The 15974-nt window shown below is 41.4% G+C and carries 15 protein-coding genes and 1 tRNA gene; 5 read left to right on the top strand and 11 right to left on the bottom strand.

The features are described from left to right. Positions 1-133: 133 nt before the first annotated feature. The 7 genes from rpsO to ACSFVZ_RS07525 form a co-directional block, all read right to left on the bottom strand. The gene (gene rpsO / locus ACSFVZ_RS07495; protein WP_036969894.1) at positions 134-403 is read right to left on the bottom strand and encodes a 30S ribosomal protein S15; all 270 of its coding nucleotides are present in this window, start codon (positions 401-403) and stop codon (positions 134-136) included. Positions 404-511: 108 nt separating this feature from the next. Continuing rightward, positions 512-1456 carry a tRNA pseudouridine(55) synthase TruB gene (truB, locus tag ACSFVZ_RS07500; protein ID WP_135923957.1) on the bottom strand — a complete coding sequence of 315 codons (945 nt, stop codon included), beginning with the start codon at positions 1454-1456 and terminating at the stop codon, positions 512-514. Continuing rightward, positions 1456-1860, bottom strand: a complete 405-nt coding sequence (gene rbfA / locus ACSFVZ_RS07505) for a 30S ribosome-binding factor RbfA (RefSeq protein ID WP_036969898.1) — start codon at positions 1858-1860, stop codon at positions 1456-1458. The genes truB and rbfA overlap by 1 nt, the downstream gene beginning before the upstream one ends. Before the next feature lie 110 nt (positions 1861-1970). Then, a complete protein-coding gene (gene infB, locus ACSFVZ_RS07510) occupies positions 1971-4628 on the bottom strand; it encodes a translation initiation factor IF-2 (protein ID WP_421966215.1) in 2658 nt (885 codons plus the stop codon). A gap of 25 nt (positions 4629-4653) precedes the next feature. Next, positions 4654-6153, bottom strand: coding sequence for a transcription termination factor NusA (gene nusA / locus ACSFVZ_RS07515; RefSeq protein ID WP_135923955.1), 1500 nt, complete (start codon positions 6151-6153; stop codon positions 4654-4656). Between the two features lie 38 nt (positions 6154-6191). Continuing rightward, positions 6192-6647, bottom strand: coding sequence for a ribosome maturation factor RimP (gene rimP / locus ACSFVZ_RS07520; protein ID WP_062569821.1), 456 nt, complete (start codon positions 6645-6647; stop codon positions 6192-6194). A 295-nt stretch (positions 6648-6942) separates the two neighbouring features. After that, positions 6943-7019: transfer RNA gene (locus ACSFVZ_RS07525), tRNA-Met, on the bottom strand. 245 nt (positions 7020-7264) lie between these two features. On the opposite strand from ACSFVZ_RS07525, the gene ACSFVZ_RS07530 reads away from it, so the two are divergent. After that, positions 7265-7726: a globin gene (locus ACSFVZ_RS07530; protein ID WP_135923954.1), complete on the top strand. Its 462-nt coding sequence runs from the start codon at positions 7265-7267 to the stop codon at positions 7724-7726. Here ACSFVZ_RS07530 and ACSFVZ_RS07535 read toward each other — a convergent pair. Further along, the gene (locus tag ACSFVZ_RS07535) at positions 7721-8500 is read right to left on the bottom strand and encodes a DUF4124 domain-containing protein (protein ID WP_435558517.1); all 780 of its coding nucleotides are present in this window, start codon (positions 8498-8500) and stop codon (positions 7721-7723) included. The genes ACSFVZ_RS07530 and ACSFVZ_RS07535 overlap by 6 nt on opposite strands. Positions 8501-8629: 129 nt before the next feature. Here ACSFVZ_RS07535 and ACSFVZ_RS07540 point away from each other — a divergent pair, with 129 nt between their 5' ends. Further along, positions 8630-10186 carry a cryptochrome/photolyase family protein gene (locus tag ACSFVZ_RS07540; RefSeq protein ID WP_435558518.1) on the top strand — a complete coding sequence of 519 codons (1557 nt, stop codon included), beginning with the start codon at positions 8630-8632 and terminating at the stop codon, positions 10184-10186. A 78-nt stretch (positions 10187-10264) separates the two neighbouring features. Here ACSFVZ_RS07540 and ACSFVZ_RS07545 read toward each other — a convergent pair whose 3' ends face one another. Then, entirely contained in the window at positions 10265-10711 is a 447-nt protein-coding gene (locus ACSFVZ_RS07545; protein WP_135923951.1) for an Hsp20 family protein, read from the bottom strand. Between the two features lie 329 nt (positions 10712-11040). On the opposite strand from ACSFVZ_RS07545, the gene ACSFVZ_RS07550 reads away from it, so the two are divergent. From ACSFVZ_RS07550 to ACSFVZ_RS07560, 3 genes are all read left to right on the top strand, one after another. Continuing rightward, positions 11041-11499 carry a TlpA family protein disulfide reductase gene (locus tag ACSFVZ_RS07550; RefSeq protein ID WP_235382040.1) on the top strand — a complete coding sequence of 153 codons (459 nt, stop codon included), beginning with the start codon at positions 11041-11043 and terminating at the stop codon, positions 11497-11499. A 113-nt stretch (positions 11500-11612) separates the two neighbouring features. Further along, positions 11613-11876, top strand: a complete 264-nt coding sequence (locus ACSFVZ_RS07555; protein ID WP_054553185.1) for a GrxA family glutaredoxin — start codon at positions 11613-11615, stop codon at positions 11874-11876. Between the two features lie 147 nt (positions 11877-12023). Further along, positions 12024-13850, top strand: coding sequence for a DEAD/DEAH box helicase (locus ACSFVZ_RS07560; RefSeq protein ID WP_435558520.1), 1827 nt, complete (start codon positions 12024-12026; stop codon positions 13848-13850). 135 nt (positions 13851-13985) lie between these two features. Here the strand turns inward: ACSFVZ_RS07560 and ACSFVZ_RS07565 are convergent, their stop codons facing one another. Both ACSFVZ_RS07565 and ACSFVZ_RS07570 read right to left on the bottom strand, forming a co-directional pair. After that, entirely contained in the window at positions 13986-15545 is a 1560-nt protein-coding gene (locus ACSFVZ_RS07565; protein ID WP_135923948.1) for an AbgT family transporter, read from the bottom strand. Positions 15546-15694: 149 nt separating this feature from the next. After that, positions 15695-15973, bottom strand: coding sequence for a YfcL family protein (locus ACSFVZ_RS07570; protein WP_135923947.1), 279 nt, complete (start codon positions 15971-15973; stop codon positions 15695-15697). Position 15974: the final 1 nt, after the last annotated feature.

Consider the following 15974-nt stretch of genomic DNA (forward strand, 5'->3'; position numbering starts at 1 on the left):
ATTAAGTACTACAATTGGCAATGATGTTTTTTCAATCACTTAGCAGATTTGCCTACTAAGATGTGCGCTAGTATACCTTTCATAAGCGCACAAAAAAAGGGGCTATATAGCCCCTTTTCTCGTAATCTAGTTCTTAGCGACGTAGGCCAAGCTCTTGGATTAACGCAGTGTAACGTGCAATGTCTTTACCTTTAAGGTAATCAAGCAGTTTACGGCGTTGGCTTACTTTGCGTAAAAGACCACGACGTGAGTGGAAGTCGTGCTTGTGATCAGCAAAGTGACCTTGAAGCTTGTTGATATCGAAAGTTAGAAGTGCAACTTGTACTTCAGGTGAACCAGTGTCGCCTTCAGCGCGTGCAAATTTAGCGATGATTTCAACTTTTTCTTGATTGCTTAGTGACATAGTAACTCCAAAAATTAATTTAAATTGTGTTTTAGCCGATCACTAATTCAGCCAAAACGATTGAGCGGGCGTATTCTACCAGCTTTAGTAATAACTACAAGGTAATCTTTACTCAGGCAATTGATTTGATAAACCGCGCTTTGATTTTAGGTGCCCATCTTTATGGCGCTCACCAGTGCCAATAAACACGCCATCAGCCATAACTTTTACCACGCCATCAGGCACAGGTTTACCAATTACCACTGTTTGACCATGGCTGAACGCCACGCCCTGCTCTTGTGTAATTTCAATCACAGGTAAATCAACCAGCGCGGTATCCATTGGCAAAAGTAGCTCATCTAGGTAGCTTGAAGGTGCCACATCATCTGCTTTTGCTTGCTGTAGCTTTTCTTCAAGTTGCTCAAGAGTGACCATTTTCTCACTAGGATAATGGCCCACAGCACTGCGATGTAACATGATAACATGCGCACCACAGCCTAGCTTTTCACCTAAGTCGTCAACAATTGTACGAATATAGGTACCTTTAGACACATGCGCCGTCATTTGTACTTCGTTGTTCGCTTCGTCAAACTCATCAAGCGTTAAACTAAATACATTAATTTTTCGACACTTGCGCGGCACTTCAATGCCTTCTCGCGCATATTTATACAAAGGCTGACCTTGGTATTTAAGCGCTGAATACATTGAAGGATATTGATCCGACTCACCTATAAAACTGGCAATTTGCTCAGCTAATTGCTCACGCGTAACTGATACTTCACGCGTCTCAACGATTTCACCATCTGAATCAGATGTGGTAGTTCGCTCGCCAAGTTTTGCGCGTACAACATAAGTTTTGTCTGTATCAAGCAAAAACTGGGTAAACTTAGTCGCTTCACCAAAACAAATTGGCAGCATACCCGTCGCGAGCGGATCAAGCGCACCTGTATGGCCTGCTTTTTGTGCAAAGTAAATACCCTTTGCCTGCTGCAATGCTTTGTTTGATGAAATACCTTGCGGCTTATTAAGTAATAAAATGCCGTCAATAGCACGACCTTTACTGCGTCTAGCCATTAGTCTTTAGTGCCTTCTTCGCTATCATCTTCATTTACATGCTTGGCATTATCTTCACGAATAACTGAGTCAACCAAGTTTGAAATACGCATACCTTCCATTAGCGAGTTGTCGATTACAAATCGTAACTCAGGCATGATGCGCGCACGAATGCGTTTACCTAATAAAGAACGAATATAACCCGTTGCTTCATTTAAGATTTTAGCGCTTTGCTTGGCTTTATCTTCATCATCAGTATTAAACACTGTGATAAATACTTTTGCATAAGATAAGTCGCGAGATACCTCAACCGCAGACACTGTCACCATGCCTAAGCGTGGATCTTTGATTTCGCGTTGAAGAATAACAGCAATCTCTTTTTGAATTTGCTGAGCAACACGATCAGTGCGAGAAAATTCTCTCATTTCATTTCACTCTAAAATAATAACTTATTGATGTTAAACAATAAGTTAATTTAATTACGAATACACAAATGGGGGCTAGGCCCCCATTTAAAATAGTGACTTAAACGAAATTAAAGTGAACGTTGTACTTCAACCGTCTCGAATACCTCGATTTGGTCGCCAACTTTAACATCGTTGTAGTTCTTAACGCCGATACCACATTCCATACCGTTACGTACTTCTTGTACGTCATCTTTAAAGCGACGTAGTGACTCAAGTTCACCTTCATAGATAACCACGTTATCACGAAGTACACGGATAGGCGCGCTACGCTTAACGATACCTTCAGTAACCATACAACCTGCGATTGCACCAATCTTAGGTGACTTGAACACGTCACGAACTTCAGCAAGACCAATGATCTCTTGCTTAAATTCTGGAGCAAGCATACCTGACATCGCTTGTTTAACTTCTTCAATCAGGCTGTAGATTACGCTGTAGTAACGTAAGTCTAGGTTTTCTGACTCAATCACTTTACGAGCTGAAGCATCAGCACGTACGTTAAAGCCAACAACGATTGCGTTAGATGCCGCAGCAAGCGTTGCATCAGTTTCAGTGATACCACCTACACCTGAACCAACAATCTTCACTTTAACTTCATCAGTAGAAAGCTTAGTTAGTGAATCAGCAATCGCTTCAATCGAACCTTGTACGTCAGCTTTAAGTACGATGTTAACTTCTGAAACATCGCCTTCAGTCATGTTAGTAAACATGTTTTCAAGCTTCGCTTTTTGTTGACGAGCAAGCTTCACTTCACGGAATTTACCTTGACGATAAAGTGCTACTTCACGCGCTTTACGCTCATCTTTAACAACAGTAGCTTCATCACCTGCAGCAGGGATACCAGATAGACCTAAAATCTCAACTGGGATAGATGGACCTGCAGACTTGATGTCTTTACCGTTCTCATCTTTCATCGCACGTACACGGCCATATTCAAGACCACAAAGTACGATATCACCTTGGTTAAGCGTACCAGACTGAACTAGGATTGACGCAACTGGACCACGGCCTTTATCAAGACGTGATTCAATTACAACACCTGCCGCCATGCCTTCTGCTGGTGCAGTAAGTTCTAAGATCTCAGCTTGCATTAATACTGCTTCAAGTAGGTCATCGATACCTAAACCAGTTTTTGCAGAGATGTGTACAAATTGCGTATCACCGCCCCACTCTTCAGGGATAACGTCTAACTGAGCTAACTCGTTCTTAACGCGATCTGGGTCGATACCTTCTTTATCCATCTTGTTAACTGCGATGATTAAAGGAACGCCTGCAGCACGGGCGTGCTGAACCGCTTCTTTAGTTTGTGGCATTACACCATCATCCGCAGCAACTACTAGAATTACGATATCTGTTGCTTTCGCACCACGAGCACGCATTGATGTAAACGCGGCGTGGCCCGGAGTATCTAAGAACGTGATCATGTGACCATTTGTTTCAACGTGGTATGCACCAATGTGCTGCGTAATACCACCGGCTTCGCCAGAAGCTACTTTTGCTGAACGAATGTAATCAAGTGTTGACGTTTTACCGTGGTCAACGTGACCCATTACTGTCACAACCGGTGCACGAGGAATGGCTTTACCTTCTTCGCTACGGTCGTTTAGTACTTTCTCTTCTAATTCGTTTTCTTTAACGATGATAACCTTGTGGCCCATTTCTTCAGCAACTAGTTGTGCTGTTTCTTGGTCGATCACTTGGTTGATGGTAACCATGTCACCCATCTTCATCATTGTTTTAACAACTTCAGCACCTTTAACCGCCATACGTGATGCAAGCTCTGCAACAGTGATTGTTTCACTGATACGAACTTCGTTTTTCACGTCAGCCGTTGGTTTTTGGAAACCATGTTGTAAAGACGTTGGTGCTTTAAGCTTGCCTTTTTTGCCTTTAGGACCAACAGGCATTTTCTCTTTTTGAGGTCCTTTTTTCTTTTTCTTACGACGAGCGCTTTGCTCTTCACGTGCATCAGACTCATCTTCTGCTTCACGTGCGTAAGTTGAAGTTGTAAGGTGGTGATCAGCGTTTTCTTCACGCTGCTTACGCTCTTCTTCTTCCTTTTTCCAGCGAGCTTCATTTTCTTCAGCTAGCTTTCTTGCCTCTTCTGCTTGACGTTTCGCTTCTTCTTCAGCTTTTCTCAATGCGGCCTCTTCTGCTTCTTTTTGCAGACGCTCAGCTTCGGCGCGATCTTTTTCAGACTTAGCACTTTGCTCTGGGGTCATCTGCTTCTGTTTCGCTTTACGCTCAGCTTCAGCTTTGCGTTTAGCCTCTTCTTTGGCTTTACGGTCAGCTTCTTCTTTCGCTTTACGTTCTGCCTCTTGTTTCGCTTTAAGCTCCTCAGCTTCTTGCTGGGCTTTAAGCTCTGCTGCCTTACGGGCAGCTTCTTCTGCAGCTAAACGCTCTTCTTCTTGCTGTTGCTCAATGGCGCTTTTCTTAACATAAGTACGAGTTTTACGTACTTCAACTTGGACAGACTTTGCTTTACCTGTTGAGCCAGTCACGCTAAGCGTGCTTTTGCTTTTACGTTGCAAAGTCATGCGGGCTGGGCCTTCAGAACCCGTACCGCCATGCTGCTTGCTCAAGTGGTCAAGTAACGTCGACTTTTCAGACTCAGTTACCATATCACCTGCTTTTTTAGAAATACCGGCTTGCTCAAGCTGCTGTAGTAGTTTATCAACAGTTGTACCAATATCTCCGGCTAGTTTTTCAACATTTACTTCTGCCATAGTGTGTAATACCTCCGTTAATAAATTACTCTTCTGCGAACCAACAAATGTTACGCGCAGCCATAATTAGCTTGCCAGCTTCTTCTTCTGAAAGTTCAGTGATATCCACTAACTCATCAATACCTTGCTCTGCTAAATCTTCTAGTGTTACTACACCTTTACTTGCCATAACAAATGCAAGGTGACGCTCAAGACCTTCAAGTGCAAGTAAGTCCTCTGCAGGTTCTGCACCTTCAAGGCTTTCTTCTGTCTTAAGCGCTTTTGTTGTTAACGCGTCTTTTGCACGTGAACGTAAGATATCAACTGTTTCTTCATCTAAACCGTCGATTTCTAAGAATTCTGATGCTGGAACGTAAGCAACTTCTTCAAGTGTTGAGAAACCTTCGTTGATAAGTAATGTTGCAAACTCATCATCAATATCTAGGTACTCAGTGAATAAGTTGATTAGTTTATCAGACTCAGCTTCATTCTTTTCACGCATTTCATCAACTGTCATTACGTTTAATTCCCAGCCAGTTAATTGGCTAGCAAGACGTACGTTCTGACCGTTACGACCGATTGCTTGCGCTAGGTTATCTGCTTCTACAGCGATATCCATTGAATGCGTGTCTTCGTCCATTACGATTGACGCAACTTCTGCTGGTGCCATCGCATTAATAACGAATTGAGCTGGGTTGTCATCGTAAAGAACGATATCAACACGCTCACCGCCAAGCTCTGTAGAAACAGCTTGTACACGTGCACCACGCATACCAACACACGCACCCACAGGGTCAATACGTTTGTCGTTTGATTTAACAGCGATCTTTGCACGAGAACCAGGATCACGCGCCGCGGCACGTAATTCAATCATTTCTTCGCCAATCTCTGGCACCTCAATGCGGAATAACTCCATTAGCATCTCAGGCTTAGAACGTGTAACGAACAATTGTGCTCCACGTGCTTCTGGTTTTACTTCGTAAAGTAAACCACGAATACGGTCACCCGGACGGAAGTTTTCACGCGGTAGCATGTCGTCACGGTAAATAACCGCTTCAGCATTGTTACCTAGGTCAAGGATAATAGCGTCACGTGTTGCTTTTTTTACAACACCTGTTACTAATTCACCTTGTTGATCTTTATATTCTTCAACAACAAGTGCGCGCTCAGCTTCACGTACTTTTTGTACGATAACTTGCTTCGCCATTTGCGTTGTAATACGGTCAAATTTAATTGATTCGATTTGCTCTTCAACGTAATCACCAAGTTGTAAAGACGGGTCTTCAACTTGTGCTGCTTCTAATGTGATTTCGCTGTAAGGATGTTCTAATGAACCATCTTCAAGAACTTCTGCAATTTTCCAACGACGGAATGTATCGTAATTACCTGTTTTACGATCAATTGCTACGCGAACATCAATTTCGCCATCGTGTTTTTTCTTTGTAGCAGTCGCTAATGCGAACTCCAACGCTTCAAAAATCTTTTCTTTTGGAACCGCTTTCTCATTGGAGACGGCTTCAGCAACCAATAATATTTCTTTTGCCATGGGTTATGCCTCGCTTGCCCTATTCCTTCGCACTCGAATTAAAACTTTGCGATGATGTTCGCACGTTCGATATTACTAAGCATAATCATATGCTCAGTGCCATCTGCCGAAAGTGTGATCATATCACTGCTAACTGATACTAAGTCGCCTTTAAAGTTACGACGACCATCTTGTGGAAGCTTAGTACGCACGCGTACTTCTTCTCCTTGCGCCTTCTCGTAATGATCTTGTTTGAATAATGGACGATCAACACCAGGAGACGACACTTCCAAATCATATTCATTTGTAATTGGATCTTCGACATCCAAAATTGCGCTAACTTGACGACTTACGTCGGCACAATTGTCAACCGTAATCCCTGCATCGTGATCGATATAAACACGTAATGTAGAGTGGCGACCAGCTTGCACAAACTCAAGACCATGTAACTCAAAGCCTAACATTTCTACGGCTGGTGAGAGCATGGTTACTAAATCTTGCTCAAGTTTTGTCACGAAAATCCTCCATACAAACAAAAAAAGGGCATAAAGCCCTGAAATACTGAGTTTAATGATGATTAAAACACATCATGCTAGACCAGATACAACAACGCCCCGAACCAAGCGGGGCGTCACACCTAAAGCATAAAACTGTGTGGCCTAGGGCCAAGCTTGGTTGCGAGTCAAATATCTGACTAAATTAAACTAGATAGCCTAAACGCAAAACGCGCATTACCCAGAATGCGCGACTTCATACAGTAAATTAATTACTGAGCACACTAAGCGCATTTAAAATGCCTTAGTATGTAGTTGGTTGCGGGAGCCGGATTTGAACCGACGACCTTCGGGTTATGAGCCCGACGAGCTACCAGGCTGCTCCATCCCGCGCCAATCGATATTAAAGTAAATTACTTAATATCATCTAATCGAGTATTAACACCTCAATTCAATGGCGGCCATTATAAGCATGTAGCGCTCAATTAGCAACCTTCCAGCATGAATTAGTTAGACTATTTTTTACCTAAAAATTTTATGACAGCATTGTCATAAAATTTATTGTTTTATTAAATCTGGTCTATATTAAGTCATATAATAAGAACAACCTATAGCCAAGACTATATAAGTGAGCTGCGATGAGTTTATCCACTGCACAAAAAAGGCTTTTACAGCAAAACATTAAACATTTAAAACCTAATTTCCATCAATTTACTTTACAGTTCCACACACTGGCCAATAAGCATAGTTTACACATGACCCTGCCCAGTCAAGAAAGTATTAATAGACGTAGTTATCTGCTTTTTTGTGCTTTGAATAAAGTTGTCATGCACTTAGATGATTTGAAACAAGTAACACCTTTCATAGAATACTTAGCCAACAACCTCAGTTTTTTAAACGTAACAAGTCAAGATATAGATAATTTAACGAATGCTTTTATGAAAACCGTTGAATCAATGCAAGAACCTATGAGTGAACAACTTAAAGATGCGTGGCAATTAGCAACTCGCCTTTTTGCAAATATCGTTAAGTGCTATTTGTTTTCATACAGCAATGTCATACCACTGCAAGATAATTTCGCAGTAAGACGAACCTCATAATTTAACCAGCTCATTACTCAATCTGTCTAATTGGCGTTGTTCTACCGCAATTAGAGTATTGTACTTTTTAGTTACTGCACTCATTTTGGCGGACAACGCATAATCTTTATTAACAGTACTAAGATTAATTGCCTGTTTATCAGCTTGCTGTTGTAATTTGGCTATCTGTTGATTCAATTCATCGTAATAGCTGTCTATCTTGTTCTTGTGTTCAGTCATTTTTCGCTTGATCTGTTCACTGCGAATATAGCTATCAATCTCGGTGTTTTCAGTCTTTGATAGCGTTGACTCTAAGCTAGCTTGCTCTGCATTTAATCTATCAATATTACGTTGTTCATTATCGATTAATAAATTATAACGCTCTGAAACAGCAGTCATTTGTTCAGCAACTGCGGCTGCCTTTTTTGCTCCAAATGAAGAACGAAAGTACTCATCTGCCTGATTATTCAATGCAGCTATTTCACTATTTAATCGCGCGGTATAGGTATCTATCTTATCGAAATGCTCAGCTTTTTTCACAGCGATTTGTTTCAAACGAATATATCTATCAAGCTCATCATTTTGTTTAGCAAGTGCGACAGGTTTAGGTACTGAGTTAGGGTTAGTTTGAAGCTGATGGTCTTCGATAACTATCAGCTTTGCATCAACACCACATGGTTGCTGACTAAATTCAACAGTACCATCATGCTCGCACTTGTAAATGGCCGCATTTGCAATTGAACTTGCCAACACCCCTGTGATGACAATTACTAATTGAATGACATTATTGTTCATATTTCACCTTCCGTAGTGGTGTACATCAATAAAATGGTAACACCCTAATAGCTATTCATACTCTATAATAGATCGATATTCAGGTTTACGTCGTAAAGCATAATTTACCTCAGACTGGGTATAGACAGCGTGCAATTTTCTACCATCCGATTTATTTTTGGTGACCAGCTAAACGCCAACCACAGCTGGTACAAAGAGCAAGATCAACAACATATACTATATGTTGTTGCCGAATTAAAACAAGAAACAAACTATGTGAAGCACCATATCCAAAAGGTAGCTGCATTTTTCGCAGCCATGGAAAACTTTGCTAACGCGCTTGATAAAGTCGGGTTAAATTGCGTACACCTTACGCTTGATGATACAAAAGATGACAGCACCTTGTGTGAATTATTGACCCGACTGGCCAAACACTATCAGTGCAACACTATTGAATATCAATACCCTGATGAGTTCAGACTAAAAAAACAAATGTCAGAATTTGCTGAGCAAAGTGATTTAGACGTCAAAGGCTATGATACAGAGCACTTTCTACTGCCGTTTGAAGATATAAGTACGCACTTTAAAAAAGATAAACACGTCAAAATGGAATTTTTCTATCGTGCAATGCGAAAGCGCTTTAATATTCTCATAGACGACGATAATCAACCTTGCGGCGGGCAATGGAATTTTGACCAGCAAAACAGAAATAAGTTAAAACAAAACGACCTTGATAAAATCCCAGCTCCATTATGTTTTAGCCATGACGTGAGCCACATCTTAAAACGTATCGAAAAACATAAAGTAAATACCTTCGGCGAATGCGGAAAAACTTTGCTGTGGCCAACTACACGTAATGATGCCAAACAACTGCTGCGTTTTTTTTGTGAAAACCTGCTGCCCCATTTTGGCCAATTTCAAGACGCAATGACCTGCAATTCACAGCATCAATGGTCTTTGTATCATAGCCGCTTGTCATTTGCTCTTAACATCAAGATGCTGCATCCGATGCAAGTCATTAAACAAGTGTTAGTCACCTACGAGCAACATACTGATGATATAGATATTGCGCAAGTTGAAGGATTCATAAGACAAATCCTCGGCTGGCGCGAGTATGTAAGAGGGATTTACTGGCAGAATATGCCTCAATACAGTGAAAAAAATCACTTAAATGCGCAGCGTTCCCTGCCAGAGTATTTTTGGCATGGTAAAACAAACATGAATTGTATGCAGCATGCCATCAAACAAAGTCTTGAAACAGCTTATGCCCATCACATACAACGCTTAATGGTCACTGGGAATTTTTGCTTATTGACCGCAATCGAGCCAACTGAAGTTGATGCATGGTATCTAGGTATTTACATCGATGCTATTGAATGGGTTGAAATGCCCAATACTCGGGGAATGAGTCAGTTTGCTGATGGTGGGTTAATTGCCACTAAACCCTATGCTGCTAGTGGCAATTACATTAATAAAATGAGTGATTACTGCAAACACTGCAGCTACAAAGTAAAAGAGAAAACCACTGAGGATGCGTGTCCATTTAACAGTTTATATTGGCACTTTATGTTAGAGCATGAGGAACAGTTATCGCAAAACCCACGGATCGGTATGATCTATAAAAACTGGTATAAACAAGATGAAGCTCTTCAGCAAGCGACGCTTGAGCGAGCCAAATGGTGTTTAAATAATTTAGAAAAGCTGTAATAAAAAAGCCGCCTCAATTGAGGCGGCTTATAACTAACAAATAACTAGGGAAACAATGCTTTGTTGATAAGTATAAAATTACTTATTCTCGAGTAATTTACCATTACCAATTTCGATTTTACGTGGTTTCAGCGCTTCTGGAATTTCACGTTGTAAATCGATACTTAGTAAGCCGTTTTCAAGGTCAGCGCCTAATACTTTAACGTGGTCGCCTAATTGGAACTTACGTTCAAAGTTACGCTCTGCAATGCCTTGATGAATGAACTTACGCTCTGCATTGTCTTCTTTGTCAGCTTTTGTGCCACTGACTTTTAATGTGTTGTTTTCTGACTCGATGGTCAATTCACTTTCACTAAAACCGGCTACAGCCATAGTGATACGATATTTGTCTTTATCGAGCGCTTCGATGTTATACGGAGGAAAACTTGGCTGCTTGTCTGTACGAGCTGCCGCATCCATTAATGATGCTAAATGATCGAAGCCGATGAATGAACGATAAAGTGGTGATAAGTCTACTGTACGCATAATTATATCCTCATATTTAAGCGATATTTTGTTAGTGCTCTTCTATTGAACCAGCGCTAACAAAGTTAAATTAATATTATATATTTCAATTACTTTAGTTTATTTGGGACCCATCAGGCGTCCTCACTAAACTATTTATGGGCGGGTAAATTCTTTTCAAGATTTTTAGCAAAAAAAATTGCAATTTTTTTAAAATAAATGAAAGTTAAGTGCTCTCAAACTGGTCTGAATAAGTTGATTTTAAAGGGCTAACCACGTACAAAATAACAATGAAAAAAAATCCAACTTTTTTAAAAAAATTTTTAAGTGTGCTAAAAAATGTCGTGTTAATGGCAGTCATTGTGTATGCTGTGACCACATTTCAGCAGCGAAATTTACTCTCAACAGATAAAACCCCTGCCCCCTATTTTAATTTGGCCACGTTAAAAGACCCGACACAGCGGATGACCATTGCACAATTACAAGGAAAGCAAACAGTGGTGTATTTCTTTGCGCCATGGTGCTCAATTTGCCGCTACAGTATGCCAAATTTAGAAACTGCCTATCAGCAAGGTAAGTTAAATGCGATAGCGATTGCCCTCGATTATGAGAATATTACTGAAGTAAAACAGTTTACTGATTCACTCGAATTAACCATGCCTGTGTTACTTGGCAGTAAAAGTACAGGCCAAGATTATAAAATCAGTGCCTACCCAACTTATTATGTTATTGATGAGCAGCTGGCTATCACTGCGCATTCTATGGGTTACTCAACAGAACTTGGCCTCAGAATACGCACACTTGATTAGCTCAATCACATTTGCTGAGAAAAAATAGAACAGTACAATCGATTTTATGCACTGTTTTTATTCATTTAATTCGTTAAGATGATAACCAGACAAAGAACATCGAGGAGAGCGATATGTTAACTGTAATTTTTGGCCGTGAAGGCTGCCCATACTGTGTACGTGCAAAAGACGTTGCTGAAAAACTAGCTAATGAGCGTGATGATTTTAAATACCGCTATATCGATATCATCAAAGAAGGGATCAGCAAAGCAGATTTAGAGCAGTCTGCTGGCAAACCTTGCCCAACCGTACCACAGATTTTTATTGACCAAGCCCACATTGGTGGCTTCACTGAGTTCGAAGCATACGCTAAAGAAAATTTAGGGTTATATCAATAAATTGTAAACGTGGTTGATTTTTGCAAATTTAAATTGATTAAATTATGACCAACATCAACCACATACAAATTAGTTGTAATTTATACAAGCAATTGCCTTGTATTTCCTATACAATGCGCGCCTCTTTAAATTCGTTGAGGCGTATTAATGTCAGAACCAGTCACGTTTGAATCTCTAAATCTTTCTCCTGCAATCCTTAAAGCAGTTGAAGAGTTGGGTTACAAGACTCCATCTGAAATCCAAGCTCAATGTATACCGTTATTGCTAGAAAGAAAGGACGTACTGGGACTAGCGCAAACGGGTACAGGTAAAACAGCAGCATTTGCACTGCCGTTACTAAATAATATTGACCCGTCTGTGAAGCAGCCACAGATCCTTGTTTTAACGCCTACGCGTGAACTTGCGATCCAAGTAGCTGAGGCATTCGAACAATATGCTAAGCATACTCGTGGTGTTGAAGTTTTAGCCCTATATGGTGGCCAAAGCTACAGCATCCAACTAAGTGCACTTCGTCGTGGCGCGCAAATCATTGTTGCAACGCCTGGCCGCTTAATTGACCACATTAACCGTGGCACTATCAAGTTTGAGAGCTTACAAGCCCTTGTTCTTGATGAGGCAGACGAAATGTTACGCATGGGCTTCATTGATGATGTAGAAAGCATCATGGAGAAAACGCCACGTGAAAAGCAAACATGTCTTTTCTCTGCGACCATGCCTAAGCAAATCCAAAATATTAGCAGCAAGTACATGAATGAGCCTGAGCAAGTTCATATTTCTGCTCGTAACTCAACTGTATCAACAGTTGAGCAAGTATTTTGGAATGCACATGTACACAAAAACAAAGCAATCGTTCGCTTCTTAGAAGCTGAAGAATACGATGGTGCAATTGTTTTCGTACGTACGCGTAACGACACGGTACAGTTAGCTGAATTACTTGAGCGCGAAGGTTTCTCTGCGGCACCACTTAATGGTGACATGAACCAACAAGCACGTGAACGTACAGTAGACCGTTTGAAAAACGGCCTAGTTGATATCGTTATTGCAACAGACGTTGCTGCACGTGGTCTTGATGTAGACCGTTTAAGCTTAGTTATCAACTACGATATCCCGCAAGACTCTGAAGCCTACGTTCACCGTATCGGCCGTACAGGTCGTGCAGGTCGTACAGGTAAAGCGATTCTTTTCGTAAAACACAACGAGCGTTATTTACTTAAAAATATCATTCGTCATACGAAATCAGAGATCGCACAAGTTGATTTACCAACTGCAAAAGTCGTTGAAGAAAAGCGTATTAAAGCACTTCAAGACAAGTTAACAATTGCGCTTGAAAACAAAGACATTACGTTCTTTAATCAAGTAGCTGCTAACATGGCTGAAAAACTTAAGTTAAGTACTGAAGACTTAGCAGGTGCGTTACTTTGTTTAGCGCAGCAACAATCACCAATCAAGGTTGAAGAAGTTAAAGTTCAACCGCGTGGCGAACGCAGCGAACGTGGCGACCGTCGTCGCAACGAACGTGGTGATCGTGGTGGTGAGCGTTCTGCACGCGAGCGTAAACCTCGTGAACCGCGCGAGCCGCGTGAGCGCAATAGCCGCAGCATGGGTCCTATGGATACTTACCGTATCGAAGTAGGTCGCGAGCACGGTGTACAAGTTAAAAACATTGTTGGTGCGATTGCTAACGAAGCTGATATCTCAAGCAAGTTTATTGGTGATATTCGCTTACACGACAGCCACAGTACAGTACAATTACCACAGAACATGCCAAAAGATGTGCTTGATCACTTCCAAAAGGTATTTATCTGTAAACGTCCTATGAATATGACGCTAACACAAGATCAAGGTCCTGCTGCTCCTCGCGCAGAACGCCCAAGTGGTGACCGTGGTGATAAAAAGCGTAACTTCAAAGACCGTGGTGAAAAACGTGGAGGCCCTCGTAAAGAGCGTCGTCCAGTGAGCTTCACTGCGAACTAATTGAAGCTTTAAGCAATAAAAAAACCTTGTCATGCGAGTGACAAGGTTTTTTTGTGTCTGTAGTAAAGCTGTCAGCTACCAGACCGCAGTTTTTAAAGCCTCAAGCTGGATTGCTGAGGCTTTAAAACTTAATCATTATGAACCAATGGCTGGGTATGCGTAGCTTGATTGTAGACCTAGTGGGATACCTAAGCCCCAGTACGCAAGTAAGAAGATGCTCCAGCCTATTAAGAAGGCGATTGAATAAGGTAACATCATCGCAATTAAGGTACCGATACCTGTGCCTTTTACATACTTTTGGCAGTACACTACAACCAGTGGGAAGTATGGCATCAGTGGCGTGATGATATTCGAGCTTGAGTCACCTACACGGTACGCAGCCTGCGTTAAATCAGGTGAAATACCCAGTTGCATCAGCATTGGAACAAAGATTGGTCCTAACAGCGCCCATTTTGCTGAGCTTGAGCCAACAAATAGGTTCACAAACGCCGTTAAAAAGATAATACCTACCACAGTGACTGAGCTTGGCAGTGCCATTGCTTTAAGTAGCTCTGCACCTTCAATCGCAAGTAATGCGCCAAGGTTTGATTTACTAAATGCGGCAATAAATAACGCACAGAAGAACGCCATAACAATATAGTAAGCCATACCGCTCATGGCTTTACTCATGGCATCTATCATATCTTTAGAGCTTTTAAAGGTACCCACGGCAAAACCGTAGACGGCACCAGGGATCCAAAACAGTAAGAAGATAAGTGGCACAATTGATTGCATTAACGGTGAGCGGAAGTTAGTTAAAGAGCCATCGCTGCTTCGCATTGCTGAATCGGCTGGGGCCGAAACAAACCAAAGTAAAGCAAGGCCTGCAATCATCACTGTGCTTGCAATATAAAACGCTCGTTTTTCATCACTGCGCGCTTCATCAAAGGCAGGTAAATCTTGTGTGTCACCATCAAGTGGCGTGTTTTGTAAGCGCGGCTCGATGATTTTATCTGTGATATACCAGCCTAATAAGATAATAAATAGGCTCGAAGCCGAGGTAAAAAACCAGTTATTAAGCGGGTTTATTGCCATATCAGGATTAATAATTTGCGCCGCACTTTGGGTAAAGCTTTGTAGTAACGGGTCAATGCCTGATGGAATAAAGTTTGCGCTAAAGCCACCACTTACCCCAGCAAACGCTGCAGCAATACCGGCAAGCGGGTGACGACCCATCGCATAGAAAATAACCCCAGCCAATGGGATCACCAATACATAACCGGCATCAGTGGCGGTATGGCTGACAATCGCCACTAAAATAATAGAAGGCGTTAAAAGCTGTTTTGGCGTTACTTTTAACATTAATTTGAGGCCAGTGTTGATGAAGCCTGAATGCTCAGCAACCCCGACACCTAACATAGCAACGAGTACCACACCAAGCGGGGCGAAGCTGGTAAATGTTTTCACCATCGACGATAAGAAGGTGGCTAATGAATCACCCGCAAGTAAGTTATTTACAACTATGGCTTCGCCTGTGCGTGGGTCTATAGCGTCAAATGTGGTGCCCGAAAAGAGCCAAGATAAAAACCAAATTAATAGCATAGCGACTAAGAAGATAATCGCCGGATCGGGCAGTTTATTACCCACCCTTTCAATCGTATTTAGAAAACGTGCTATCGCACCGCTTTGTGCTTGCACATCATTATTGTTATTCATTTTCAAATTCCCTAGAAAAAATTCTCGTTAACCTTAACGTATCTAAGTAATAAGGTAAATTTTAAGTTAATAGCTTTACTGATAAAGCTAAGGTCTAGCTGTAAAAAAAGCGACACAGGTCGCTTTATAAATTTGGTTTAGATACTAAGCTAAGCTGCTAGCGCTTTAACTTCATCCCACAGACGCACAACAAGCTCTTTATCTTCTTCGTTTAGCTCACCATTGCGGTAAGCTTTAACTAAGCTTGATTCTACTTGATTGTTAAGTTCCTCAATTGACAAGTTTAATTCTTCTACTTGTGCATAACCTACCGCTAAGTCAAAGTGACCACGTAAATAGCCACCCGCAAACAGTTCGTCGTCAGTCGCTTTATCAACTAAATCATCAAAATATTGCTGCGCTGCATCAATATAACTTACTAAACTCATT

Source organism: Pseudoalteromonas nanhaiensis, assembly GCF_051235485.1.
GTDB classification, from domain to species: Bacteria; Pseudomonadota; Gammaproteobacteria; order Enterobacterales; family Alteromonadaceae; genus Pseudoalteromonas; species Pseudoalteromonas lipolytica_C.

Bases quoted from the DNA above. Each gene is read 5' to 3' on its own strand.
- rpsO (WP_036969894.1), bottom strand. From the start codon at position 403: ATGTCACTAAGCAATCAAGAAAAAGTTGAAATCATCGCTAAATTTGCA.
- truB (WP_135923957.1), bottom strand. From the start codon at position 1,456: ATGGCTAGACGCAGTAAAGGTCGTGCTATTGACGGCATTTTATTACTT.
- rbfA (WP_036969898.1), bottom strand. From the start codon at position 1,860: ATGAGAGAATTTTCTCGCACTGATCGTGTTGCTCAGCAAATTCAAAAA.
- infB (WP_421966215.1), bottom strand. From the start codon at position 4,628: ATGGCAGAAGTAAATGTTGAAAAACTAGCCGGAGATATTGGTACAACT.
- nusA (WP_135923955.1), bottom strand. From the start codon at position 6,153: ATGGCAAAAGAAATATTATTGGTTGCTGAAGCCGTCTCCAATGAGAAA.
- ACSFVZ_RS07530 (WP_135923954.1), top strand. From the start codon at position 7,265: ATGAGTTTATCCACTGCACAAAAAAGGCTTTTACAGCAAAACATTAAA.
- ACSFVZ_RS07535 (WP_435558517.1), bottom strand. From the start codon at position 8,500: ATGAACAATAATGTCATTCAATTAGTAATTGTCATCACAGGGGTGTTG.
- ACSFVZ_RS07545 (WP_135923951.1), bottom strand. From the start codon at position 10,711: ATGCGTACAGTAGACTTATCACCACTTTATCGTTCATTCATCGGCTTC.
- ACSFVZ_RS07550 (WP_235382040.1), top strand. From the start codon at position 11,041: ATGGCAGTCATTGTGTATGCTGTGACCACATTTCAGCAGCGAAATTTA.
- ACSFVZ_RS07555 (WP_054553185.1), top strand. From the start codon at position 11,613: ATGTTAACTGTAATTTTTGGCCGTGAAGGCTGCCCATACTGTGTACGT.
- ACSFVZ_RS07560 (WP_435558520.1), top strand. From the start codon at position 12,024: ATGTCAGAACCAGTCACGTTTGAATCTCTAAATCTTTCTCCTGCAATC.
- ACSFVZ_RS07565 (WP_135923948.1), bottom strand. From the start codon at position 15,545: ATGAATAACAATAATGATGTGCAAGCACAAAGCGGTGCGATAGCACGT.
- ACSFVZ_RS07570 (WP_135923947.1), bottom strand. From the start codon at position 15,973: ATGAGTTTAGTAAGTTATATTGATGCAGCGCAGCAATATTTTGATGAT.